This window comes from Candidatus Thermoplasmatota archaeon (assembly GCA_018814355.1).
GTDB lineage: Archaea > Thermoplasmatota > Thermoplasmata > UBA10834 > UBA10834 > COMBO-56-21.
This window is the reverse complement of sequence record JAHIZT010000039.1, coordinates 1-23,183: the sequence shown is the minus strand read 5'-3', so window position 1 is coordinate 23,183 and position 23,183 is coordinate 1. Positions and strand designations below refer to the sequence as shown.

At 56.4% G+C, this 23,183-nt stretch carries 21 protein-coding genes and 1 tRNA gene; 13 read left to right on the top strand and 9 right to left on the bottom strand.

Going from position 1 to position 23,183, the window contains the following annotated elements:
• Window position 1 precedes the first annotated feature (1 nt).
• The 4 genes from KJ653_02430 to KJ653_02415 all read left to right on the top strand — a co-directional run bounded on the left by KJ653_02430 (window position 2) and on the right by KJ653_02415 (window position 2,561).
• Entirely contained in the window at window positions 2-415 is a 414-nt protein-coding gene (locus KJ653_02430; GenBank protein ID MBU0684693.1) for an NUDIX domain-containing protein, read from the top strand.
• Between the two features lie 18 nt (window positions 416-433).
• Window positions 434-889, top strand: coding sequence for a 30S ribosomal protein S15 (locus tag KJ653_02425; GenBank protein MBU0684692.1), 456 nt, complete (start codon window positions 434-436; stop codon window positions 887-889).
• A 7-nt stretch (window positions 890-896) separates the two neighbouring features.
• Complete coding sequence (locus KJ653_02420) at window positions 897-2,240, top strand: DHH family phosphoesterase (protein MBU0684691.1); 1,344 nt, start codon at window positions 897-899, stop codon at window positions 2,238-2,240.
• Between the two features lie 84 nt (window positions 2,241-2,324).
• Entirely contained in the window at window positions 2,325-2,561 is a 237-nt protein-coding gene (locus KJ653_02415; GenBank protein ID MBU0684690.1) for a hypothetical protein, read from the top strand.
• Window positions 2,562-2,563: 2 nt separating this feature from the next.
• On the opposite strand, the gene KJ653_02410 is transcribed toward KJ653_02415, so the two are convergent.
• Both KJ653_02410 and ala read right to left on the bottom strand, forming a co-directional pair.
• A complete protein-coding gene (locus tag KJ653_02410) occupies window positions 2,564-3,550 on the bottom strand; it encodes a bifunctional N(6)-L-threonylcarbamoyladenine synthase/serine/threonine protein kinase (protein MBU0684689.1) in 987 nt (328 codons plus the stop codon).
• Window positions 3,551-3,628: 78 nt separating this feature from the next.
• A complete protein-coding gene (gene ala / locus KJ653_02405; GenBank protein ID MBU0684688.1) occupies window positions 3,629-4,651 on the bottom strand; it encodes an alanine dehydrogenase in 1,023 nt (340 codons plus the stop codon).
• Between the two features lie 219 nt (window positions 4,652-4,870).
• Between ala and KJ653_02400 the strand changes: the two genes are divergently transcribed.
• Window positions 4,871-7,015, top strand: a complete 2,145-nt coding sequence (locus KJ653_02400; GenBank protein MBU0684687.1) for a GAF domain-containing sensor histidine kinase — start codon at window positions 4,871-4,873, stop codon at window positions 7,013-7,015.
• A 216-nt stretch (window positions 7,016-7,231) separates the two neighbouring features.
• Here KJ653_02400 and KJ653_02395 read toward each other — a convergent pair whose 3' ends face one another.
• Window positions 7,232-7,480: a hypothetical protein gene (locus KJ653_02395; GenBank protein MBU0684686.1), complete on the bottom strand. Its 249-nt coding sequence runs from the start codon at window positions 7,478-7,480 to the stop codon at window positions 7,232-7,234.
• A gap of 114 nt (window positions 7,481-7,594) precedes the next feature.
• Here KJ653_02395 and KJ653_02390 point away from each other — a divergent pair, with 114 nt between their 5' ends.
• Window positions 7,595-7,948 (top strand): DsrE family protein, encoded by a 354-nt coding sequence (locus KJ653_02390; GenBank protein ID MBU0684685.1) that lies wholly within the window; start codon window positions 7,595-7,597, stop codon window positions 7,946-7,948.
• Between the two features lie 8 nt (window positions 7,949-7,956).
• Here the strand turns inward: KJ653_02390 and KJ653_02385 are convergent, their stop codons facing one another.
• Window positions 7,957-9,441 carry a M48 family metalloprotease gene (locus KJ653_02385; protein MBU0684684.1) on the bottom strand — a complete coding sequence of 495 codons (1,485 nt, stop codon included), beginning with the start codon at window positions 9,439-9,441 and terminating at the stop codon, window positions 7,957-7,959.
• 95 nt (window positions 9,442-9,536) lie between these two features.
• Here KJ653_02385 and KJ653_02380 point away from each other — a divergent pair, with 95 nt between their 5' ends.
• Together KJ653_02380 and KJ653_02375 are read left to right on the top strand one after the other, a co-directional pair.
• On the top strand, window positions 9,537-10,943 hold the full coding sequence (locus tag KJ653_02380; protein ID MBU0684683.1) for a dihydrolipoyl dehydrogenase: 1,407 nt from the start codon (window positions 9,537-9,539) through the stop codon (window positions 10,941-10,943).
• Between the two features lie 86 nt (window positions 10,944-11,029).
• Window positions 11,030-11,542, top strand: coding sequence for a hypothetical protein (locus KJ653_02375; protein MBU0684682.1), 513 nt, complete (start codon window positions 11,030-11,032; stop codon window positions 11,540-11,542).
• A gap of 287 nt (window positions 11,543-11,829) precedes the next feature.
• Here the strand turns inward: KJ653_02375 and KJ653_02370 are convergent, their stop codons facing one another.
• The 4 genes from KJ653_02370 to KJ653_02355 form a co-directional block, all read right to left on the bottom strand.
• A complete protein-coding gene (locus KJ653_02370; protein MBU0684681.1) occupies window positions 11,830-12,756 on the bottom strand; it encodes a nitroreductase family protein in 927 nt (308 codons plus the stop codon).
• A 437-nt stretch (window positions 12,757-13,193) separates the two neighbouring features.
• Complete coding sequence (locus tag KJ653_02365; GenBank protein ID MBU0684680.1) at window positions 13,194-14,669, bottom strand: hypothetical protein; 1,476 nt, start codon at window positions 14,667-14,669, stop codon at window positions 13,194-13,196.
• Window positions 14,670-14,687: 18 nt separating this feature from the next.
• The gene (locus KJ653_02360) at window positions 14,688-16,355 is read right to left on the bottom strand and encodes a cobalamin B12-binding domain-containing protein (GenBank protein ID MBU0684679.1); all 1,668 of its coding nucleotides are present in this window, start codon (window positions 16,353-16,355) and stop codon (window positions 14,688-14,690) included.
• A complete protein-coding gene (locus KJ653_02355; GenBank protein MBU0684678.1) occupies window positions 16,346-17,464 on the bottom strand; it encodes an NAD/NADP octopine/nopaline dehydrogenase family protein in 1,119 nt (372 codons plus the stop codon). The genes KJ653_02360 and KJ653_02355 overlap by 10 nt, the downstream gene beginning before the upstream one ends.
• Window positions 17,465-17,653: 189 nt before the next feature.
• On the opposite strand from KJ653_02355, the gene KJ653_02350 reads away from it, so the two are divergent.
• From KJ653_02350 to KJ653_02340, 3 genes are all read left to right on the top strand, one after another.
• Complete coding sequence (locus tag KJ653_02350; GenBank protein MBU0684677.1) at window positions 17,654-18,415, top strand: CBS domain-containing protein; 762 nt, start codon at window positions 17,654-17,656, stop codon at window positions 18,413-18,415.
• 77 nt (window positions 18,416-18,492) lie between these two features.
• Window positions 18,493-19,785 carry a cation:proton antiporter gene (locus KJ653_02345; GenBank protein ID MBU0684676.1) on the top strand — a complete coding sequence of 431 codons (1,293 nt, stop codon included), beginning with the start codon at window positions 18,493-18,495 and terminating at the stop codon, window positions 19,783-19,785.
• Between the two features lie 67 nt (window positions 19,786-19,852).
• Window positions 19,853-21,136 (top strand): cation:proton antiporter, encoded by a 1,284-nt coding sequence (locus tag KJ653_02340; GenBank protein MBU0684675.1) that lies wholly within the window; start codon window positions 19,853-19,855, stop codon window positions 21,134-21,136.
• Between the two features lie 328 nt (window positions 21,137-21,464).
• On the opposite strand, the gene KJ653_02335 is transcribed toward KJ653_02340, so the two are convergent.
• Window positions 21,465-21,537, bottom strand: a tRNA-Val gene (locus KJ653_02335).
• Between the two features lie 114 nt (window positions 21,538-21,651).
• On the opposite strand from KJ653_02335, the gene KJ653_02330 reads away from it, so the two are divergent.
• Window positions 21,652-22,722, top strand: a complete 1,071-nt coding sequence (locus KJ653_02330) for a hypothetical protein (GenBank protein ID MBU0684674.1) — start codon at window positions 21,652-21,654, stop codon at window positions 22,720-22,722.
• A gap of 32 nt (window positions 22,723-22,754) precedes the next feature.
• Window positions 22,755-23,183, top strand: a 429-nt coding sequence (locus KJ653_02325) for a hypothetical protein (protein ID MBU0684673.1), incomplete at its 3' end; no start/stop codon positions are given.

Here is a 23,183-nt window from a genome sequence, read left to right as displayed (position 1 = left end):
GATGGTCGAGAGGTTCGCCTATGTCATCGCGTTCAACGGCGACAAGTTCGTCATGGTCCGGCACAGAGAACGCGCATGGGAGATGCCGGGCGGAAGGCTAGTGAAATGCGAGACGCACGAGCAGGCTGCGGTCCGCGAGTTCTTCGAGGAAACGGGCATGAGCCTCGAGTTAATCGGGAGCATCAGGATCGCGAAGCCGGGCGGGAAGGTCTTCGTCGGTCTGGTCCGAGGAAAGCTCAGCAAAGAGCACACGGAATACAACATAGTCGAGGTCAAGGAATTCACAGAGCTTCCAGACCTCCTCTCGTTCCCATTAGTGGAGTACGAAATGATGCTGGTCCAGGCCCGCATGATTGTGGAAACCTTTAAAAGGGGGAATAATATAGACGGCTCTGCCTCGCCACTGAACAAGTAACACGGAGTCAGATAAGCAATGTCAAGGATGCATTCACAAAGGAAGGGGTCCTCGGGCTCCAAGAGACCGCTTTTGACCGAGAACCCGAAGTGGGTCCAGCAGTCTCCAGGCGAGGTCATGGACCTCGTGGCGAAGATGGTGGGCGAGGGCATGTCCATGGCGAAGACCGGCCTGGTTCTCAGGGACCAGTACGCGATCCCGAACGTTCGATTGGCCACGGGCAAGAGCGTCAAAGAGATATGTGAGGCGAAGGGCTTGAAGTTCGAGCTCCCAGAGGACCTCCAGGCACTGATGAAGCGCGCTGTCCAGATGACGGACCATGTCAAGAAGAACAAGAAGGACCTTCACAACCTCAGGGGCAGGAAGCTCATCGAGTCGAAGATCCGACGGCTTGTGAAGTATTACAAGCGGGAAGGTATTATCCCGGAGACGTGGAACTACTCTCTAGACACGGCTGCGCTACAGGTCGAGTGATGCTTCTATGAGCGGGAGCATAACACTCCCGGACGAGTTTTCGGACAGCCTCAAGCACGCGCTCAAGATAGTCAACTCGGTGAGTCACCTCAGGGTCATCTCACACTACGATGCCGACGGCCTCGCTGCTGCATCCATCATGGTCGGCGCGCTCTCGAGGTGCAAGAAGCAGTTCCATCTCACCATCAGCAAGAGCCTCGACAATGAGATCATCGAGGGCATCGGGAGGGAGGGGAACGAGGCGATACTCCTCCTCGACATGGGTTCAGGGATGATTGACAGCCTCGAAACCCTGGATGCCAGGATAGCCGCCCTCGACCACCACAAGCCCATCAGGAAGTCGAAGAAGGTGGTCCAGGCAAATCCGCACTTCTTCGGGATCGATGGCATGACAGAATCGTGCGCGTCCACGGTATCTCTCCTTCTCGCGGTCATGATGGACCCGTGCAACTGGGACCTGTCCCCTATCGCTGTCGCGGGGATAATCGGTGACAGGCAGCACATGGGAGGCATGAGGAGCGTCAACCAGCAGGTCCTGGACTACGCCAAGGAAAAGGGGTTCATCGACGTCCAGAGGGGGCTGAACCTAAAGGGCGCTACTATCGCAGATGCCATCGCGGATTCGGTCGACCCTTACTTCGTGGGCTTGTCGGGCAGGAAGGACAACGTCCTCGCATTCCTCGATTCTATGAAGCTGAACCCGAGCACGCCGATGGGAGCGCTAGATGAGGTCTACAGAAGGAAGCTGACATCGATGCTCTCGCTCAGGCTTATGGGCCAGGGTTGCCGGCCGGAGACGGTCGAGGAGCTCGTGACCGAGATCCACTGGATACCATCGATGGGCATGAGCGCTGCCGACCTGGCAGACCTGCTCAATGCGTGTGGCCGGATGGATCACGAAGGCCTCGGTGTAGCCCTTTGCATGGGGGACAGGGAATCGCTCGAGATAGCCGGGGAGCTTCGGCGCGAGTACAACAACAGACTCATGGAGCGACTGCTCAGCATCGAGTCGGACGGCGCGAAACACATGGACCACATCCAGCACTTCACAGCATCCGATCCGTCCCTTGCGGGGGCCCAATGCGGGCTCGCGATGCAGTACATCCTGGACCAGTCAAAGCCGACCTTCGCGTTGTCTAAGGTGAGAGGCAGCGTCAAAGTGTCCAGCAGGGGGACCAAGTACCTGGTGTCCAAAGGCATGGACCTCTCGGCCGCGCTGAAGAAGGCTGCTGAGAAGTTCGGAGGCATCGGCGGAGGGCATGCTGTGGCCGCGGGCGCGACTATCAAAGACGGCAAAGAGGAGGAGTTCCTTAAGGCCCTCGACGACCTCGTTGGCCTGCAGCTCAGGTGATGCCGCCGGTGACTCCTCACGCGCCGTGAGGGGATACCTTATTGTATTCTTGTGGCGACTATCCGTCATTAGGGAGCGATTGAGATGGTGGACGACGAGGAACCCGTGGAGGGCTCGGAGGACGTCAAGAACGACCTATGGCTGAAGCAGAACTACCTTGAGCTCATCCAAGACTACCCGAACCAGTGGATTGCGGTGCTGGACCAGAAGGTAGTCGCGTCTGGGAACATGAAGAGACAAGTGGAATCCGAGGCCAGGGAGATCTCCGGAGACAAGGAGTTTTCCCTTTATTTCATCGAACCTTCTGGCATAATGCCGTAGTCTCAGGTCATCATCCAAGGCAGGTCGACCTCGTCGGTCCTGAACCTCTGCCTGACCGCGCTGTCCTCAAGCTTTGTCCTCACCCCGGCATTGTGCATCACCAGGCCGGTCCACGCGATCATCCCGCCGTTGTCGACGCACAACGAGCCCGGAGGAACGAACATCTTCGCCCCGCGCTCCTCGGCCATGATCCTGACCATCTCCTGAAGCCTCTTGTTCTGGACCACGCCACCTCCCAACAGCACTTCGTCCTTCTCGACATGGGCCATGGCCCTCTCCGTCACCTCGACGAGCATGGCGAAGCATGTCTCCTGGAGAGAGAAGCAGAGGTCCTCGAGCCTCTTGCCCTGGTTGCGGAGCTGGATCGCGGCCGTCAGTATTCCGGAGAATGCGACATCCATGCCCTTAACGCTGTACGGCAATTCGATGAGCTCCTTGCCCTCCTTCGCCAGCTTCTCGAGCTGTGGCCCCGATGGGAACGGAAGTCCCACCTCGCGGCCGAACTTGTCTATCATGTTCCCGATGCCGACATCGAGCGTCTCCCCGAACACCCTGTACCTTCCGCCGGAATAGGCGATCACCTGTGTGTTCCCTCCTGACGCGTAGAGAAGCGTAGGGTCCTTGCAGCCTGTGACCTTCCTGCCGATCTCGAGATGAGCGACGCAGTGGTTCACTCCTATGAGGTCAACGCCCAGGCTCAGGGACAACGACCTCGCCGCTGTTGCGGCCGTCCTGAGGCATGGTCCCAGGCCTGGACCTTGCGAGAACGCGACGAGCCCGATGTCATCGTACTTGATGCCCGCCTTGGCAACGGCCTCGTGCATCAGCGGTACTAGGTTCTCTGCATGATGGTTCGCGGCCTCTCTCGGATGGATGCCTCCTTTGGAACCGTCGATCATCTTGGTCAGGTTGGCCAAGACCTTGCAGTCCTGGTCCACGATTCCGACACCTATGGTGTGGGCGGTCCCCTCGATGCCTAGGCAGATCATCGGGCTGACATCACGTGCAAGCTAAAAAAGAATGTGCGAGGAAAAGTGAAAGGAAAGTGGTTGGTCAAGTGGTTTTGCTCAGAGAACGATCTGCATCGCTCTGCCAATCTTCTGCTGGATGGCCGCGTCGTAGGCGAGCTTCGCCGTCAGGCAGTCCTGGATGGCGAGTCCAGTGGAGCAGAAGACAGTGATCTGCTCGTCATTCTCCCTGCCAGGCTTCAGGCCTGCGACTATGTGCCCGATCTCCACGTCCACATCATCCTTCGTCATCTCGCCCTTGGAGAGCGGGACGTTGATCTCACCGGAGTGGCACGCCTGCTCCCAGTCGTCTATCACCAGGCGTGCGCGCTTGAGTATCTTCGGGTCCATCTCCTGCTTGCCCGGAGCGTCGGCTCCAATGCAGCAGAAGTGTGTGCCGTTCTTGACCCACTCATCAAGAACGATCGGAGAGCGTGCGGATGTGACCGTGACCACGATGTCAGAGTCGACAACGCAGTCCTTGGCCTCCTTCGCCACCTTGACCTTGCCGATCTGCTCCTTGTAGTGGCGCCTGAACTCACGAGCCATGGCCTTGCTCTTCTCGGGGTAGATGTCAAAGAGCCTTACCTCGTCGAAGTGCCCATACTGCGTGATCATTGCTAGCATCTGAGCCCTGGCCTGGTTTCCTGCCCCTATGATTCCCAGGATCTTCGGGTTCGGCCTTGCCAGGTATTTCGAGGATATCGCGCCCGCACCGCCCGTCCTCATGTCGGTGATGTGCGTGGCGTCCATGAACGCCAGCGGCTGGCCAGTGTGCGGGTTCACCAGGACAAGCACGGCCATGACAGTCCTCATACCGTAGTTCTTTGCGTTCTGCGGATGGACGTTCACTATCTTGACCGCCGATAGTTCCATGTCCTCGACGTACGAGGGCATGGTCCTTAGGTCTCCGTCGAACTTCTCAAAGAAAAGGTACACCTTGGCTGGCATCTGGACCTTTCCCAGCCCCTTGTGCCTGAATGCGTTCTCGACAGCGCCAAGGACGTCCTTCATGTCCAGGAGCTTCTTGACCTGCTTCCCTGTTAGGATCAAAGTTTTGACCTGAGCGTGCTGTGACGACATCCCGAATCTACTCCGTAACGCTGCAATCTGTAGCGCGGATATAAGCATATTCGACCTAAAGCCGAACTTTCCATTGGGTTTCTACGAGCCAGTATGGATAACGTTGTTTGCTATGATGCACACATCGCATCATTTCCATTGGAAAAGCGATTTATTCTCGGACGTCTATCATATCAGTACACCCCCCAACTAGCTGAGCTGGAGGAGAATCGCAAACCAATGGCACGCACACTTACGCCCAGTTCATCTAACGACTACAAGGCGATCTTCGCCGTTCTCAGGGCAAATTCAGGAAGGATTGTGGAGAGCTGGGCCGCCAGCACCGCGAAGTCCGCTTATATCAGAGGTGCGGACTTCGGCGACTCCGAGGAGATCAGGGTCGATCGTCTGCGATACTTCTTCGATGCGCTCGTGGATAGGTCCACGGACCCGAACAACAAAAAGGCCCACGAACTGCTCAAGAGCGCGATCAGGACGGAGCAATCGCGGATGATGGCTCTCAGCTCGCTCGTGAAGAAGCAGAATCTTCTGCGGGATGTGTGTCTCTATGTGGTCGAGCACGACCTTCCGGATATTCAGAGGATCACTGCGAAACTCGCACTCGACGCGATGATAGACAGGTCTATCGAAGGCACGGTCTTGCTCCACGAGGCGTACGGGGAGATGCGAGCTTCCTTGTCGCGGTGCCTGCCGGGCTTTCCCGAGGGGCAATCCACGCTTGACCAGGGGCTCGCACGGTTCTGCAGGAACGCCATGGATTACTTCGAAGTGGACTTCGTGTCTCTCTTCAAGTACAACCCTGTCTCAAAAGAGCTTACCTGCCAGGCATGCTCGGCGAAGGGCCTGACGCTCATAAAGGACTCGACCATCTTCCTGGACACGTTCCCGATTGCATCGGACACGATACTGCACAAGAGGACCATCCTGACAGAGGGCGTTCCTGATTCCCCTAAGAAGAAGAAAGTCATCGGCCGGCTCGCGTTCCTGCACACGATCTCCATTCCGTTGGTCCAAGGGGACGATGTCGTAGGCCTGTTAGTTCTGGGGGATAACTCGAGGCAGATCTCCTTCACCCAGGGAGAGGTCGCAGTCGCCGAGGACCTCGGGACACAGCTGTCCTGGGTCCTCCAGAGCGCCGCGATGTTCCAGCAGCTCAACATCAGGACGAAGGCTCAGAAGCTTCTGATTGACACCGCGGCGAAGCTACAGCAGGAGATCGAATCCGAGGAGATTTACAGGATCGTCGGGTCGAGCATGGCCGAGATCATCCCTTGCGACGAGTTCGCGTTCTTCGTGTACGATTGGGAGAGGAGATTGGCGAACCCCGCTTATGCCACGGGCCCGTACGCTAGCGAGACCATGGCGGACAGAGACTTCCCCGTGGATGTGGGTATCGCTGGCTATGTCGCGCGGTCGAGGAGGGCGGAGATAGTCTGGGATACCGAATCCGACCCGAGAGCAGCGAGCATCCCAAACACCCCCAATGCGCGTGTGAGAATGTTGGCCGTTCCCGTGATCGGCCAGAAGGAGGTCCTCGGGGTCATAGAGCTGATACGATATCCGCCCGACATCTTCACGCAAGAGGACCTCGAGATAGCCACGCTGTTCGCGAACCACGCCTCAGTGGCGCTCGAGAACGCCAGGCTCCTGAAGGAGCTCAAGAGAGTGAGGGACCAGATAGAGCTGCACATGGACCTGCTCACGCACGACATCGCGAACTACACGACGCCCATCATCGCGTATTTCGACTCCCTGAGGGCGACGAAGGATCTCGATCCACAGATGGGGGTCGCAGTCGAGAGGACCGCGCGCCAGGTTGAGAGCATGATTCGCCTGGTCGAGATGGTCAGGACGATCTCAAGGTTGAGAGAGCCCTTGCCCAAGCAGCTGCGGAACATGGACCTGAGGAAGGCCATCGATTACGCGGTCAAGGACATCCAGAGCCATGCCCATGGCAAGGATTTGGAATTCTCGATCAACGTTCCAGACGGAGCAATGATGGTCTTGGCGGACGACCTGCTCAACGACATCTTCATAAACCTGTTCTACAGCGCTGCCATGTCGGACAGGAAGGAGAAGACCAGGCTGGAGGTGTTCGCCGAGCAGAGAGTGGAGCAGAAGGTGGACTCCTGGTGGGTCAGGGTGGCGCAGCCGAACAAGGCCATCCCGAACAACCTGAAGGGAGAGGTGCTCAGGATGGCGAAGACATCGAAGTCGGAACTCACAGGAGGGTTCGGCATCGGCCTGGCAGCCGCGAAGGGAATAGTCGAGCGCTACAACGGGAAAATGTGGGTCTCGGACATCGTGCAGGGAGACTACACAAAGGGATGCGTGTTCAACCTGATCCTTCCGCGCGTGCACTGACTCGAGCTTGGTTTTATTTAAGTCGAACTCTCTCACCGTGCGGGGGACCTGACTGCCGAGGCGCAAGTACGGACACATGGTGAAGGCCATCATTCCTGTGAAAGAGGAGAAGTGCCGGTACTGCAGGCTCGGGATCGCGTGTCCCATACACAAGAAGAAATGATTCTGCGTCGGTTGCTCGCCTGGACGGCCGCTTCCGAAATGAGTGCGAGGTTCCTAACGGTGGACAGCGGACTCCTTCTTCCCTCCTCCCTTCGGATACTCCATGGCCATGTAAACGAAGTTCTCGGCCCGGTCGTCGTACTCTATCGCCAGACCAGTCTCCTTCCCCTTCTTGAAGGCCTTGACGACGATCGAGTCCCTCAGATCCTTCGGCGTCTGCTCCCTGATTCGAGCCTGTATCTCCTTCGCATGCGACTCCAGGGAATTCCCAATTTCGGGCAATGGAAGTTCTAGTTTTCCCACGCTATCACCGCGAGCTCAGTGCCCTCGAGCCTATTCAAAGGTTCGACGAACAGTGCCGGCGCCCGCCGCAAGCTTATTCCTTGCAGCGGTTCATCCAGCTGCAAGGTGGAGATGATGGTCCAGGAAGTGCTCATTGTGATAAACGACGCTCCCTATGGCACGGAGAAGGCGTACAACGCGCTGAGGCTGTCGATAGCCCTGCAATCGAGAGAGAACAAAGTCGATGTATTCCTGATGGCGGATGCCGTCTACTGTGGCCTGCCCGGGCAGGAGACCCCGCAAGGGTACTACAACATAAGCGAGATGCTCGGGAGGGTCCTGGCGAAGGGCGGTCGAGTCGCAGCCTGCGGCAGCTGCATGAAGGCGAGAGGACTGCGTATCGACGGCATGATCAAGGGCGTCGAGCAGGGCTCCATGGCACTGCTCTCCGAGTGGACCGAGAAGTGCGAGAAGATACACTCCTTCTAGGCGATTGGCTATGGCGCGTGGCGCGAATGCAGGAATCCTGATGTCACCGCCTTGACGGAGCTCAAGAACGGATGCTTCGGCGGGTTGTCCAAATCAAGGCCTTCGAGCCTCTGTATCCGGAAGTACAGAGGCGGGTGGGGGTCGAACCTGAGCCACTCGCCGAGCCTGCTCCCGCCAGGTTCCAGGAACCGCTCTGCCAGCACGAGCCTCCTGAACCCGATCTTCTTCAATGACTCTGCCATGACCTTCGGCTTCCGGAGTATGAGTCCAGCCTCCAGGTCCGCTCGGCTCTCAAGGAACTTGCCAAAGAAGAATATGGCCCAGAAGACGAACAGCAGGTAGGGGATCCAGAAGGCCGCAATGAACTGCCAATAAAGGTAGACCCTTGCGAAGTACTCTGCAACGACCAGCGAGAAGAGCACGATCGGGTCCCCTGACCTGAGATGGCTCAGCTCGTGCCCGACGACGAGCTCTATCTCCTTCTCATCCAGCTGCACCAGCAGCCCCATGGTGATGATCATCGTGCCCAGACGCTTGGTGAATCCCGTCGCCGCGGCGTTCGGCCTCGGATCTTGGCTGATTACGATAGTCGGGACCGACAGTCCGAACTTCTCAGCCACTCGCTCGACCATGCTGTAGATGTCTATCCTCCGGACGAGGAAATCGTTCTTGTCCCCCGGGAGTCCGGCGTTGGTGAACACCTCCGCCATGCTCTCCGCGCAGACCGTCCCCGGACAACCGGCATACAGCTCGTACGCCCTCCCCTTGGCGATCTTGATCCTGTCCCTGTACTCCCCGACGTAGTGCTGGAGCATGCCCTCAGGGACCTGGTGCTGCACGAGCACCACCTCGCGCGAGCTGCTTGTGATCTTCCAAGGGCTCCGCAACGCGACTAGCCTCCCGGCGGACAGCACGAGCGAGAGCATGAGAGCGATCATCGCGACAGGAGCGTAGAGCCTCAGGCCGATGCTGCTCATGATCGCGTATATGGCCAGTCCTATCAGGATGGAGAGCATGAACAGGTTGATCATATTCCCGGAGAATATCGCTCTGAAGATCGACGACCTCTGCCTCACGGCGGCGGTCTTCGGGCTCCCTGGGACGAAAGCCATATACAGCGTCGATTTCCTGGCCTCCTCCTCAAAGAACTGGGTCACCATGAGGATCACGTTCTGCAGCTGTTTCTCGAACTCCTGGTCTCTGCCCATCGAGGACATGACCTCTACCTTGATCGGTCTCTCGAGGTAGACCCTCACCAGGCACTGGTACTGGCCCCTCTGCGGTCCCGACTTGAACTCCATGAAGTGTCCGCCAGCGCTGGCGAGGGCTTCGAGCTCCCCCATCGCGATGCCTGGCAGCTGGCCGAAGGCCATGTGCTCCCTGATGAACTTCGGGTACGCGAGGAGCTGGGAATGCGACAGCTCGGTGTCTATGATGAACGAATGGACTAGCGGTAGCGTTCCGTCCCCCATGGTCATCTTCTCGACGGTCATGCGCTCCATGCACTAAGGCTTTGTCACGAATCGTTGAGCGAATATACGTGTCAATCCTTTTGACCACAGACAATTATCTCAGGGCCGGGCGCGATATGAAAGAGTACGGGCTGATCGTCATCGGGACAGGAGCTGGCATGAACGTCGTGGACCCGGCTCTCGAGCGCGGCTGGAAGGTGGCGCTCGTTGAGGAGGGCCCGCTTGGCGGGACCTGTCTCAACAGAGGCTGCATCCCCTCCAAGGTCCTGATACATGTGGCGGATGTGATCCGCGACGCTGAGCAGGCGGCGCAGATTGGCGTGACGATGAAGCTCGACAAGGTCGACTATCCGCTGATCAAGAAGCGGATGTGGGACATCGTCCTGACCGGCCGGCACGAGATGGAGGAGGGGGTCAAGCAGGTCAAGGACGTGGACCTCTACAAGACCATCGGGAGCTTCGTCTCGGACTACACCATGCAGGTCGGGAGCGAACAGATCAAGGCGCCCAAGATAGTCATCGCCTCTGGTGCGAGAGCGCAGATGCCTCCGATCCCCGGCCTCGACAGAATGAAGTACCACACGTACCGAACCGTTTTCGACATCGAGGAGCAGCCGGAGAGCATGGTAATCCTCGGAGGAGGGTACATAGGATGCGAGTTCGCCCACTTCTTCTCCGCGATCGGCACCAGAGTAGTCCTTGTCGGCCGCAATCCAGTTCTTCTGCCGCACGAAGAGCTGGAAACCAGTTCACTCGTGAAGAAGAGGCTCTCGCAGCATACCGAGGTGCACACGGGCACCGACATACTCAAGGTCGATGGTGCGGGAAGCAACATAGCAGTGACGATCAAGGATCCGGCTGAGAAGAGCGAGCGGGTGGTGGAAGGCCAGCACCTGCTAGTAGCTACTGGCGTAAGGTCCAACTCGGACTGGCTCAAGCCCGAGAAGACAGGCGTCAAGACAGACGACAAGGGCTGGATACAGACCAACCAGTACCTTGAGACCTCGAAGCCCAATATCTACGCGCTTGGCGACGCCCTCGGGAGGAACATGTACAGGCACACGGCGAACTACGAGGCGTCCGTGGTGCGGGACAATCTGTTCGGGGAGCACAAGGTCACGCTCGACCTGCACGCGGTCCCGCACGCGGTGTTCACCAACCCGCAGGTCGGCCAGGTGGGCATGACCGAGGAGGAGGCCAAGGCGAACACCAAGGTCATGGTGGGCGTCAGCAGGTACTTCGACTCCGCCATGGGCTTTGCGTACGGGGACGAGGACTGCTTCGCCAAGGTCATCGTGGAGTATCCGACGAGAAGGATCCTCGGTGCGACCGTGGTCGGTCCTCAGGCGGCGACTCTCGTTCAGCAGGTCGTGAACCTGATGAACTCCGAGAACGGGACCTATGCCCCGCTTGCGCGGTCGCAGATAATCCATCCCGCCCTATCAGAGGTCTTGGCGTCTGCTTTTGGAAGGCTTAGGCCAGTGAACTTCGAGCCGGAGCATGATCACGAGCACGCCCGCTGAGGTCTCGACTCTGACATGTCCCCGGAATGCCTGCGAAAGCTCTGTCTAGGAGGATTCCGATATTGCGGTCTGGAAATGGACCTGCAATGAGAGACATCAAGAAGCTGAAAGGGACATCTCTTAAGTGGTTCAGGTTTGGCTGGCTCAGGGGCAGTCATGAGCTCACTGGCGATGACGCGGAGACCTATGCCACGCTCGTCTGGAAGGGGCTGTTTACCGAGAGGGCCCTGGCATCATGCGTCTATGGCGACTTCGAATTCAGATGGCGCGGGTTCATCCGAAGACATGTGCCGATCATGGATACCGCATCCAACCTGGAGATCGGGCGGTTGAAACTGAGCATCACCGACGGCGGCGTGATCGAGTTCGATAACGGCAGGAAGTACAAGTTCAAGTCCACGAGCGTTTGGAAGAGCAGATGGATATTCGTCGACGACCTCGGAGGGACCGTGTGCTCAATCGGCTACTCAGGCAGGCTCAACTTGGGCAGGACCGGTGGCGAAGTGCTCCTTGGTCCCGCTGCCGTCTTGGACCGCGACCTCATCATCATGATGATGGTTGGTTGGTACGCGATGAATGTCGTATCGAAGGAGAACTAAGCCTCTGCCTACGCAGGAGGCTGAGCTGGCTATCATGCCAGTCATTGGGCATACCGGCCTATTGCCAGCAAACGTTTCTCGCCGATCATTTCTTCGAGAGCAGATTTCATCAACTGAAAGTCTGGAAGAAAGGTATAACTACGCACCTGGAGAATTGCTCTGCGCGAGCCCACCTATCACATCGAGGCGATGATTCTGGTCAATGCCATGCGGGCCCGAGACGAGAGACATGGACTACACTGGAGATCACTCTCACCTGAGCTGGACCGGGCGAGACCGGCTGATGCTCAGTCAGCCCGCGGCTCGCCGTTGTACGATACAGATGCGAACCTTCTGCGGACACCGTGCTTGAAGCTGGTTCCAGGATATCCCATGAGGAGCACGATGATCGGCTTGTTATCCTTCGGTATGCCATACTTCGCCATCAGCTTCTTGTTTCGTCCGAGGAAAGGCGCCACCATGCCGATCATGCAGGTGCCAAGTCCGAGCGACTCAGCGGCTATCATTGCATAGGTCGCAGCTATGTAGCAGTCTGCGGGATCAGCATATGGAGAGCTGTGGAACAGGAGGGCCACGGACGCTCCATAGAGCAGCGGGTCCCCTCCGGATTCCTTCTCCTTCGCCATCAGGTCGCCTATGGGGATGACGAACTCCTTGAACGAGTCATAAGTAGCCTTCTTCGTGAACGGCCGGAACAGGGCCATGGTGAGTGGATTCACCATCTTCATGGTCCTCTCGACCGTCGACATGACGTCGGCAGAGAACGCCTTGACCTTGTCGCGCCCGTGCACTACCAGGATTCCAACCTCCGAAGGCGGAATCCCCATCGGTGCTGTTGATGCGATCCGGATGACCCTGTCAACGACCGCGCGGTCTACCTCCTTCTCCTTGAATCGTCTAATGGACCTCCTTGGCAATAGCAGGGCCTCAAGTTGATCGGCAGTTGCGCGACCGCTCTTTGGCGGGAGGTCGAGTATGTCCTTTGGAGATAGATCGCGTCCGTTCACGGCAATGCTTCTAGTGGGGCAGATCATCATGCACAGGCCGCACCCGAAGCATCCGAGTGCGGGCTCTGGGTCAATCTCGACACGGCCGTTGACGACTACGAGCGGTTCTCCTCCGCAGACATCTGCACAGAGTCCACAGTCATTGCATGTGGTTCGATCAATCGACGGCACTGCTCTCTTAAAGTATCCAGTCTGCTTCTTTGCCACGTATTCGACCTCCGGCAAGCTGGTTCGAAATCTGTCAAGCGTCACTTATCGGGAGAAGCGTACTTAATCGTAGGCACGGTCTGCCAATAGGCGGGCGTCGGTTGACCAGGCGAGAGATGATAACCGGCATCTGGGAGTATAATAGTGGGCCCGACCGGGCCTGCACCTGTTGCGAGCCAGATATTCTATCTCGGATTTCAATTCCTGTGAGACAATGCAAGGCCAGTTCTCAAACCCTTTCAGCTTTCTTCTCAATCCCGGATTATGGCCCGTAATCTGCCGGTGATATAAGCTAGATACTAGTATTCGCTGGTAGAAAGTGAACGGGTATGGACGCCGCCTATTTGCCCATCGAAACATGGCTTCAGCCCATCAAAAGATGATCGCTTGGTGGAGATATCGGGTTAGGTCTCTCATTCGTGACTTCCTTCACGTAGTCATGAGCGCGGTGTGAATCCAACTGAGGCTAGTGCGCTCTCCGATGGGAAGTGACGCTGAAAGACCCTGTAGTACAACAGCTCCTCCTTGGTCCTGATTCTGCTTCTTGGCAGGAGTCTCCGTTCTCTCTCGAACTCCTTGTCAGATATGAGCTTCTCCGAATACCCGACAAGAGAGTTGATGGAGCCAGCGCCTTCGCCAAACCTCCTCTTTCTTCTCCATGTAACCTGCCTCGGCAAGAGATCCGCGAAGGCTTTGCGAAGGACAAGTTTGTTCTTCTCGACCTTAGATCTGAGCAATGCCTTCCTACCCAGCCGAAGACCATAATCCACAACCTGATTGCTCATCATAGGCATTCTCCCGTCCAGAGAGGCAGACGCTGTCATCCTATCGACTCTCTGGAATCCGGTCATGTGGCCATCCTTGAGCAGGGCGACCCTCTCCAATCTTAGCGCCTCATCCTTCTTGACGCCCAATAGGAAGTCGTATCCTGCGAATATCTCGTCTCCTCCCTCACCGCAGAGAGTGATTCTGTCTCTGTCTGCGAAAAGATGTGTAGCCATGTAATTTGGGATGCAACTTCTCACTAAAGGAAAGTCAAAGGTCTCCCCATAATATATTGCGTCGCTGAGGACTTCGAGCATGTCTTCGACATCATAAATACGCTCCTTGTGCCTAGTCCCGAGGTAATCCGCGACCAATCGAGCCATTTTGATGTCCTCGCTATCTTCCGTCCCTACACAGACACTTTGTATGCTCAATGCCGTCTCAGCAGCAGCTGCAGCAATAACGCTGCTGTCGATACCTCCGCTGAGCAAAACGTTGAACCCGCTGGAATCTTCGACACAGCCCAACACACTCTCCATTATGAGCTGACGGACTCTATCCACGGGACGCTTGGGGTTGAGATTTTTGGCCCAAGGGATTCCTTGCCTCACGGTTCTTCTGAAACCGTCCCCGGAGACAAACATCTTTCCGGGCGGGAAGGGGGTGAATCTCTCTTTTGCGAGTTGCTGGGACTTGATCTCGGAAGAGTATACGCCCCTGCTCGCGTCTCCCGAGAAATAGAGAGGTTTAAGACCATAGTTGTCCCTTGCAACAATGGTCTTGCCACAGTCAACGATGACTATGGCATATGCCCCATCAATGTAACGGAAGATGGGAGTGCCCATCGTTCTATACATGTTGAGCACGAGCTGTGCGTCTGAGACACTTCCGTCACAGTTCGGGGCAATTGTTTTTCGCAACAACTCTTTGTTGAAGATGTATGAATCGCATGCGACAGCAACTCCATCCTCCTGTGCAATCGCTGCGGTCTTTTCGACGGGGCTTCGTCTCGACCTTCTGGCCCCGAGAACGAGAGCATCGTCAGCATACACTGCTGATGCGTCGGGTCCCCTGTGCTCGAGCTTCTCCAGCATCATTCTCACGAGGTGTTTGTCTCTCATTCCGAATGTGCCTGCAATCCCTTCCATTTCCATTCACCAAATGAATCAAATCTCGGCGAGATCAAGGTCGTGTTCGCATACTGCAAGTTCCTGGATGCGCTCCTTCTCCGTGATTGGCTTTCCAGTGTTGGAACCGATCGCCACGGAGGCTCCATCGACGATGGATGTCACTATCTTTCCCCGGGCCACTCCGCTCCCGCGAAGATCCGATGCATCGAGTAATCCTTCCCTGATCGCCTCGGCTATCGTCTCCGGGGATGTGAGCGGATCATGTGAGTTGGTTCTCTTCAGGCGTTTGATCGCATCAAGCAGGTACCGAGTCTCTTCGATGAGGCTTGCCTTTCTGACCATGACCTTTGGATCGGTCTCCGGTCTCACCCCACCGAGAAGAGCCTTCATGATTGCTCCCTGGGCGATCTCGCAGCTTTCGATCACCTCTTCTGCCGTGGACACATGATCCCCCTCACTGTAGCCCACAACGTGGACGATGTGAGGGTTCAGGGGCATGGCGGCGTATACGGAAGCCGCCAGCTGCCCCTTCGCGACATTGGCCGACGAGGAGAACGAGGTCAGACCAGATCTGACCATCCTGATTACCCTGAACTCGCCGTTCTTGATGGACTCTACGAGCTCGAGCTTGGCGAGCATCTTCGCGATGTCCATTGCGGGCGAGATGCCTTTTGGAGTGTCGAACATGAACTGACAAACGTAGTCTCTGACGCCGAGAGCTTTCGCGTTGTGCGCCGCGAGGTATGCTGTCGCGAGTTCCACGACGTCGCCTGAACGCCTCAGGGCCCATTGATGGGATTCGTTGACCTCCACGGGAATCCCGTGCTCAGCATACCATTTCATGGCCTGCTGGTTCTCTGCAATCGCATCCCTCAGAGTCCTTTTGGAGCGGCCGTCGAGCTCGCTGTACCAGGTGAGAGGGACCGCACCCCATGCTGTGTTGATGGTGTCCTTCAGCATCTCGGCCCATCTGATGAGATCTCTTGTGCCACTGTAGCACCTGAGCAGGGGGTAGCTGCCTGTTCTTGTCGCCTCGTATAGCGCTTGGAGGTCGGCGGGGCTTCTCAGAGGGACGCCTCCGGCACCATCGAGGCGCGAGTCCATCTCCCGAGGCCTGAAGAAGGATTCTTGTGCGCTCTGATCCGGTGCTATCGAGAGGATATCCAACAGGCCGCTCTCAGCGATCTTCCTGGCGCCTTCAATCGTGTCCTTCATCGATGGAAGCCCGAAATGATGTCGAACAAGGGGCAGCGGTTGAGAGCTCTGAACCCTAGTAACAAGGTCCGAGGCGTACTCGGATGCACTCTTTACCAGGGGGGTCCCTTGGAGAAGTGCCACAACGGCTTTCTCCGGTTCGCTGCCGTCGAAGCATGTATCGAACATGCCTGTCTTGACGGCGAGGGCCGCTACTGGAGGCGTCCCACCGAAGAAGAACTTCCTGTTTTTCTTTATGTCCGGGCTCCTGGTGATCTCAGATTGCAGCTCGTCGAAAATCACCTTTGCGCTTTCGGGGGTCAGCCTGTAACTCACGGCCACGGCATCGGGCTTGTGCTCGACAATGGCTTCAGCAAGCCTATCTACGGGGACCGCTGGACCGAGGAATACAGTATCGTGTCCGAGAGTGCGGGCTATTTCCAGGAAGGCCTGAATGCCAGCGGTGTGGACGCAATTGCCTATGGAAGCTGCCAGGATTCTCATTTTGATACTCCTCTGACGGCAAGCATTCGGATATCCTCAACTGACATCCCGGCAAGACCTAGCTTCTGGACAGTCCTGCCCTCGGCCCAGAAATCGCGAGCGTGAATCAGAGAAGCCATATGAATGAGTGCGTTGAGCGTGGGGGTCTTCACCCCGAGCAACTTGCCAACTGAGACCATCGGCACGAGGCTCATCGGGACATCCTCGAGGATGTACCTGTGGGTCAGCGTCGATGGAGCTCTGACCCCCTTGTAGCCTGGGGTGGCCTGGATAGCATCATGAAGCGTCCTACCAGCAGAAGCATAGGCCAGATAGAGCCATTCCCTAGCTGTGTGGAGGTGCACGCCAAGAGCTGTCCCCAATGCCACGCGCTCCATGTCCGCGGCTTCGACGATTCTCGCCGTCGAAGGGGAGACACCCTCAAGATAGTACTCGAAGTCGCCGTGAGTGGATTCTATTCTGGATGCATTGAGGATCGTGAGGGTCGGATGGAAGATAGCTCCTATGTTGTCGAGGCTCGTCTCTAGGACGTTTGTTGCTGCTACGAATTCGGGAAGGGCCTTTCGGACGATGTCCAGAACTTCCGGCGTCTTGTGCGCGGGGATTGCCGCCAGAGGGACGGAGTTCTTGATCTGCATTATCCGCGCGTGCGCGAAATCCGTGTGGCGAGACACATAGATGAAAGTCTGGGCCTCCGCCAATGTGGGAGTGGCTGAGGCTTCCTCTTCGTTGAGCACCTTAAGGAACTCGAGCGCTCCGAAAGTCCTTCCTGGATTCAGGACTACGACTTGGTTGCGGCTAAGATGCGGCGCGCACAGCTTGGCTATGTCTCTGTGCCCCGTTGCAGGGACCACCACCATAATCACATCCGCTCCATCGATTGCGGCACCAATGTCGTCCGTGGCCAGCTCCACCTGTCCGAAACCTTCTATCACGCCCTCCAGCTCTATTCCTCCGCGGTCTGAGACATGGTCTGTTCTCTCCCGCGATCGGTTCCAGAGCCGCGTGCGGAATCCAAGAAGCGCTAGATGGCCTGCCATCGCCAAGCCTCCGTGACCCGCTCCTAGGACTGCGAAAGTTGGCTTCCTCTCTCTCTTTCTTTTCTTGTACGGCATCGGAGCACTCTCGGGGAAAGTCGTGGGAAGTGTAGTGGGGCCAAAATTGGGGGTTGAGAGCCCTTGCATCCCTATGACTATCTGTGAATAATGATGAATAACTATTAAATCCTTGGCCGTAATTATCACGACAGACCGAATGTCTGAGAGAAATTCGAGATAGAGAATCGTGAGAATATGGAGCAGAGGATGAAGGACGCTGCAAAGGACACTGCAAGATGGATAATCATGTCAGATCGAAGGCTTGTCACTTTCAGATGTTACGCCCACAACCAGTACCTCGGCGCCTCCGAAATCGCACGTGACACAGGTCGCTCGATTCAGAACGTCGGCACCGCATTGAAGGAACTGGATGAGAGGAGAGTCGTTTCTCAATTGGAACCTGGGCGGAGGACATGGAAGAAGTTCGGCTTAACCTCATTTGGAAAGAGTGTGCTCAATCTGGTGGAGAGGGAGTTGAGCGTTGGTATGTTTGAACGGATGGCCGACGAACTCTCATTTAGATTCGTGAGGGATGCATACAGGCTTGTCGTGACCAACCCCATCGTGGTCACGAAGGGCATGCGCCTGCACGAGGTCGTCGACAGAGTGTTGGCCGACCCAAGGACAAGGAGTGCGTATGTCGTTGACGACAAGAGAAGGCTCATCGGAATGATAGGACTCACAGAAATGCTGGCTGCAATCCAGGGTTCACTATCGCTTTTCGAGAAAGGGCGGCAGCAGCCGCGGTCCAAGCGAATCCCCCTCCCTTTCTCGGTCGAGGAATACATGACGAAGCCTGTGACAGTCACCGAGGACGACAGGCTGCTGGCGGCGTTGGAGAAGATGAAGAAGCACGGCCTTGAAGACCTGCCTGTCATTGATGAGCATAACACGCTCGTCGGGGAGCTCAACGGCTTTGAGATCCTTCTCCTCGGAAGCGAAGTAATGAAACGTCAGAGGCGTGGCTGAGCGAGAGGACCAATACTGGGAGTACCACGTTCGAAGGACATCAGAAGAACGCACCGCCATGACAAGAAGGTTAGATCATGCTCGAGGGCATCTGGAGCGCAATAGTAGACAATCTGTGGCTGCAGTTGTCACTTCTGCTCTCTGTGGCCATAGCTTCAAGCTTCCTGTTCGCAAGGTTCAGGCAGCCGAAGATCATCGGACAACTAGTGATTGGTATTGTGATTGGACCGAGTGTTTTGGGCGTGATCTCGGTTGGTGGGACAGAAACTGGAAATCTGGTGGAGCAATTGGCGAATCTTGGCGCCATCTTGCTTCTGTTCATGATTGGCCTCGAATGTGATATCAAGGAGATCTATACAAAGCGCTCTATGACCATTGCGCTTGGTGGCGTCATCGTCCCGTGGGTCTGCGGCTTCGGTCTGGCAGAATTGATGCTCCCCGAACCGGGCATCGGTTACGACAAGTTCTCACAATCCGTTTTCATAGGCGCCGCCCTGGTGGCAACGAGCGTGGCAATCACTGCCGGGGTTCTTCGCGAGATGAAAGTCATCGGATCCGATACCGCGAAGATCCTCCTTGGTGCTGCGGTGGTCGACGATGTGCTCGGGATGGTCGTGCTCGGGGTTTCGGAGGGAACCGCAACAGGGGCGGGCATCGACCTCTGGGAACTGTTTCTTCTTGTGTTCGCTTCAGTAGCGTTTGTCGGCTTGGGAGCCTATATCGGCTCCAAGTATATCGCGAAGGGAATTGCTGCTGTCCAGAAGCGAGGCCTGGAGAGAGGTATAGAGGAGAGCGGGTTTCTGTTGGCGTTGTGCATTGCCTTCGTCTACTCTGTCGTATCTGAAGCCATAGGCATTTCCGCAATCATAGGAGCCTTTGTCGCAGGGACTAGTTTTGCACGCTGTGAGTTCAGGTCGAGCTACAAGAGACAGCTCTCAGTCCTGGAGATGGTCTTTGCACCGATATTCTTCGTGTCCCTTGGGGTTCTTGTTGACCTTGGAGAGATATCGGGAACCGCCTGGCTGTTCGCAGCATTGCTGACGGTCGTGGCGTTTCTTTCGAAAATCGCAGGTTGTAGCATTCCTGCACGCCTGCTTGGATTATCAAAACGAGACTCCATCTCGATAGGTATTGGAATGTCGCCAAGATTGGAGGTGGCAATGATCATTGGACTGTACGGCCTGACAATCGGGATTATCTCCAAGGAGATTTATTCCGTGATCATACTGATGGGGCTTCTGACGGCTGTGTTCACGCCGTTTCTGCTCAGGAGGTCAATGAGAGGGACTCCCACATCAGAAGAAGCCTGTCCTGTGGAGCCCCGACAGGGAGCAGAACAAGATGCTGTAGTCGAACGACTGCGCGGATAGGAGGACACCGCGTGGTCAGTCCTGAGCTGTCCATGAACAAGTGGATTGAAAAAGAACGGTGCGGAAAATGGATGACAACACGATAGTCGCGTTCCTGGCCATCGGCGCGGTTGTGTTCATCGGATTTTTTGGCAACTTGATATTCAAGAGATACAAGGTACCTGACGTGCTCTTGCTTGTCTTTGTCGGAATCCTGCTCGGACCGACCATTCTTGGAGGTAGGCTCCACCTTCTTACGACTGAGACTCTAGATGAATTCAACAATTACAGGGATCTGTTCCTCTCCGTGGCGCTCGTAATGATTCTTTTCGATGGAGGCTTGACCTTGGACATAAGGGCCGTGTTCGAGTCGATGAGGCTATCGCTCTTCATGGCAGTCGTAACGTTTCTGCTTACAGCGATGGCAGTCGCAGCCGTAATCTACATTGCGATTGGCGGGAGCATCTACATTGCCCTGAGCCTGGGAGCGATAGTCGGAGGAACAAGTGGCGCGATAGTGATTCCCATTGCGTGCAGACTGAGGATCAAGCCCTCAACAAGATCCATTCTAGTAGTTGAGTCGGCTCTCACAGATGTCTTGGTCATTCTCGCCGCAATTACCCTGCTCACGATTGTGAGAGTTGGCGAGTTCGACGCAATGAACCTTGCTGGAGATCTTGCATTCGACTTCTTGGGTGGGGCGCTGATAGGCTTCGGAGTTGGAGTGCTCTGGCTATATGCTCTTCAGCTACTTCAAAGGCAACCTCTTGCCTACATGTTGACAATCGCCGTGCTGTTCCTTGTTGCAGGCGCGGTTGAACTAGTCGGTAGCTCGGGCGCGATTGCAGCCTTGGCTCTTGGCCTGTCAATAGGGAACCGCGGTTTCGTGAAAAGACAAATCTCTTCTGTGTACCTTTCAGGTGGCTATGACGACAGGATTCAGCGTTTCCACGCAGAAATTACCTTCTTCATACGGACCTTCTTCTTCGTCTACATGGGTTTGCTTTTCGAATTCGGATCCATAGACGGACTGCAGCTCACTGTCGGTATCGCGATGTTGTGTGTAATCGTGGCAGTTCGGTGGATCACATCTTCTGCCACGAGCAGGATAGGCATTCTTCCTAAGGAGGACTCGTCTGCGTTGTTCGCTCTGATGCCTCGAGGATTGGCAGCTGCAGTACTAGCCACGGGAGCCGCGGCCTTGTTGGTAGGCGCGCCTGATTTGCCGCAGGACCTCGATTTGACGGCATTGTTCCTCAACACCACTCTCATTGTCATTCTTGGCACGACAATCATTGCGACTGTCCTCAGTTTCAGAACTGAGAAGGCGATAGACAAGAGGAAAAGGCTCGAGCTCAGAGAAGCCTCGTGACGAGTCTGGCAAGTGCACGCGAATTCGAGCTCAAGAAATCCAATCGCGGCACAGAGCAGGCTGATTGTATGGAGTCGGTGAAAAACCGGCGACACAAACATCAGCGCAAGGTTGGTTCAGATGTCCGTTACATCTCTCGATGGACATGTAGCTATGCTCTCGGCTGAAACGTCTTCGCAGGTCATTTCTCGGCACACATTGCTACAAGATCCTCGTGGCCGAAGCACTTAGGAATCGCATTCGCAAAGGCTCAAAGTGAAAAAGAGGAGAAGTCGATTTCAGCGTAACAATCCTCTGATCGAAAAGTAGCAAGTGACAAGAAAGAAAGTGGGCCCAACCGGATTCGAACCGGTGAACTTCTGCATGTCAAGCAGACGTCATAACCGCTAGACCATGGGCCCTTGTGCCGCGAGATAAGAGGAGCCCGTGTATAACACTTTCTGTAAGCCCTCGGACGAGCCAGATGTCCGTCATCGGGTTTATTGCCGTCCTCGCCCGTCACCCATCAGAGGAGCATGAGTCCAGGAAATGTGATTGTCTACGCCGGGGCCGGGTCCTCCCATTCATGGACATGGTTGGCGGACCTGTTCGAATCCAAGGGGGTTATCAACGTTCGGTTCCTTGATTCGACTGAATTCATCGATTCCCTGCCGGGTCGACCAGCGGTTGCCATCATCTCTGGAGGGGACGGGTTCGAGATCGGCTCTTCTCTTAGTGGTCAGGGGTTTGTGAAGCTCGAGGAGTACATCTCCCGAGGTGGCACTTATGTTGGCGTGTGCGCAGGGGCGTATCTTCCCCTGCCTTCCTCCATCGACCCCTTCTCCCAGTTCAACATCTCGACGACAAGGGTCGAGAACATAGACTGCATGATCTCTCCCTTGGAAGGCATTCCGCCCAGGGTAGCTGTCAAGTATGGAAGATGCGCCATCGTCCATCCGGTAAGGGGAGAGATCGATCTTGATCAAGATGGTTCCGTGCTCAAGGCGCCGATCTATGGAGGCCCTATCTTCAAAGAACCCGATAAGGACAGTGTCATCCTTAGGTGCCGCGATTTCACGCCCAACACGGAGTTCCAGTTCGGAGAACGATTCGCGAAAGAGATCGTTCTCGGTCATCCCGCAGCCATCCGGTGCCTTCATGGGGACGGCGAGCTGCTGCTGTTCGGCCCTCACCTGGAGCATCCGTCGTACCCTGAGGCGAACCACCTATTCCTGGACCTGCTGCGGCTGGACCGTTCGCGAGCTCCGAAGGTCGATGCCAAACCTCCTCGCCCAGATCTCGCAATAGCCATAGCCGACCTGAAGGTGGCCATTGTCGGGCTCGAGAACCGCTCGTTCATCGTCGGCAGGAAGCTCTGGGACGGAAGCAGGTACATGGAGCTCGTGCATGCCATCGAGAAGAGGACATGGTCCACGGACGACAGGCTCTCCCAGGAGTTTGTGCGCGATCTCGAGACAGTGCGCGGGGACATTGTCAGGGTCAACATCGGAGTGGAGAGCGAGGTCGATCAGACGACGCAGCTCTTGGTTGAGTGTGCCCGGCGGTGCGTGGACAACCACTTCCGCAGACTGGTCGAAAGCAGATGAATATATAGCGGTCCAGCATGATTCAAGCAGCGATGTCAGATGGTCGGTACCTGAAGGACAGGGCGATGCTCTATCTGCTCTTCTTCGGCGCCGTCGTTGTCATCTCCGCGGTCATACTCCTCCTGCCATACGAGACGGTCTACGTCAGGGACGAAGCGTATCTCGACATGTTTCTTGTCACGATCGTTGTCTGTGTCGCCGTGTTCTTCCTCGGTACTCTATACAACGTCCTCATCTGGATGCATGGGAAGGGTCTGGAAGGCGCTCCCGAGGGCAGGCTGCTCAGGCTGCTGGTGAAGGCCGCCAGGTTCGTCCTGAGCAGAAGGTTCAGGCGGATCGCATCGGTCTTCGTCAAGGACGCACTCTATCTTTCCAAGCTGAAGGACAGAAGCGTCACAAGGTGGGCCATGCACCTGCTCATCCTCGGCGGGTTCGGCGCGATGTTCGTGCTCGACCTTGTC

What these genes read in the sequence shown, in the direction of transcription:
- KJ653_02430 (MBU0684693.1), top strand. Translation starts at nt 2, where the DNA reads ATGGTCGAGAGGTTCGCCTATGTCATCGCGTTCAACGGCGACAAGTTC.
- KJ653_02425 (MBU0684692.1), top strand. Translation starts at nt 434, where the DNA reads ATGTCAAGGATGCATTCACAAAGGAAGGGGTCCTCGGGCTCCAAGAGA.
- KJ653_02420 (MBU0684691.1), top strand. Translation starts at nt 897, where the DNA reads ATGAGCGGGAGCATAACACTCCCGGACGAGTTTTCGGACAGCCTCAAG.
- KJ653_02415 (MBU0684690.1), top strand. Translation starts at nt 2,325, where the DNA reads ATGGTGGACGACGAGGAACCCGTGGAGGGCTCGGAGGACGTCAAGAAC.
- KJ653_02410 (MBU0684689.1), bottom strand. Translation starts at nt 3,550, where the DNA reads ATGATCTGCCTAGGCATCGAGGGGACCGCCCACACCATAGGTGTCGGA.
- ala (MBU0684688.1), bottom strand. Translation starts at nt 4,651, where the DNA reads ATGTCGTCACAGCACGCTCAGGTCAAAACTTTGATCCTAACAGGGAAG.
- KJ653_02400 (MBU0684687.1), top strand. Translation starts at nt 4,871, where the DNA reads ATGGCACGCACACTTACGCCCAGTTCATCTAACGACTACAAGGCGATC.
- KJ653_02390 (MBU0684685.1), top strand. Translation starts at nt 7,595, where the DNA reads ATGGTCCAGGAAGTGCTCATTGTGATAAACGACGCTCCCTATGGCACG.
- KJ653_02385 (MBU0684684.1), bottom strand. Translation starts at nt 9,441, where the DNA reads ATGACCGTCGAGAAGATGACCATGGGGGACGGAACGCTACCGCTAGTC.
- KJ653_02380 (MBU0684683.1), top strand. Translation starts at nt 9,537, where the DNA reads ATGAAAGAGTACGGGCTGATCGTCATCGGGACAGGAGCTGGCATGAAC.
- KJ653_02375 (MBU0684682.1), top strand. Translation starts at nt 11,030, where the DNA reads ATGAGAGACATCAAGAAGCTGAAAGGGACATCTCTTAAGTGGTTCAGG.
- KJ653_02365 (MBU0684680.1), bottom strand. Translation starts at nt 14,669, where the DNA reads ATGGAAGGGATTGCAGGCACATTCGGAATGAGAGACAAACACCTCGTG.
- KJ653_02355 (MBU0684678.1), bottom strand. Translation starts at nt 17,464, where the DNA reads ATGCCGTACAAGAAAAGAAAGAGAGAGAGGAAGCCAACTTTCGCAGTC.
- KJ653_02350 (MBU0684677.1), top strand. Translation starts at nt 17,654, where the DNA reads ATGAAGGACGCTGCAAAGGACACTGCAAGATGGATAATCATGTCAGAT.
- KJ653_02345 (MBU0684676.1), top strand. Translation starts at nt 18,493, where the DNA reads ATGCTCGAGGGCATCTGGAGCGCAATAGTAGACAATCTGTGGCTGCAG.
- KJ653_02340 (MBU0684675.1), top strand. Translation starts at nt 19,853, where the DNA reads ATGGATGACAACACGATAGTCGCGTTCCTGGCCATCGGCGCGGTTGTG.
- KJ653_02330 (MBU0684674.1), top strand. Translation starts at nt 21,652, where the DNA reads ATGAGTCCAGGAAATGTGATTGTCTACGCCGGGGCCGGGTCCTCCCAT.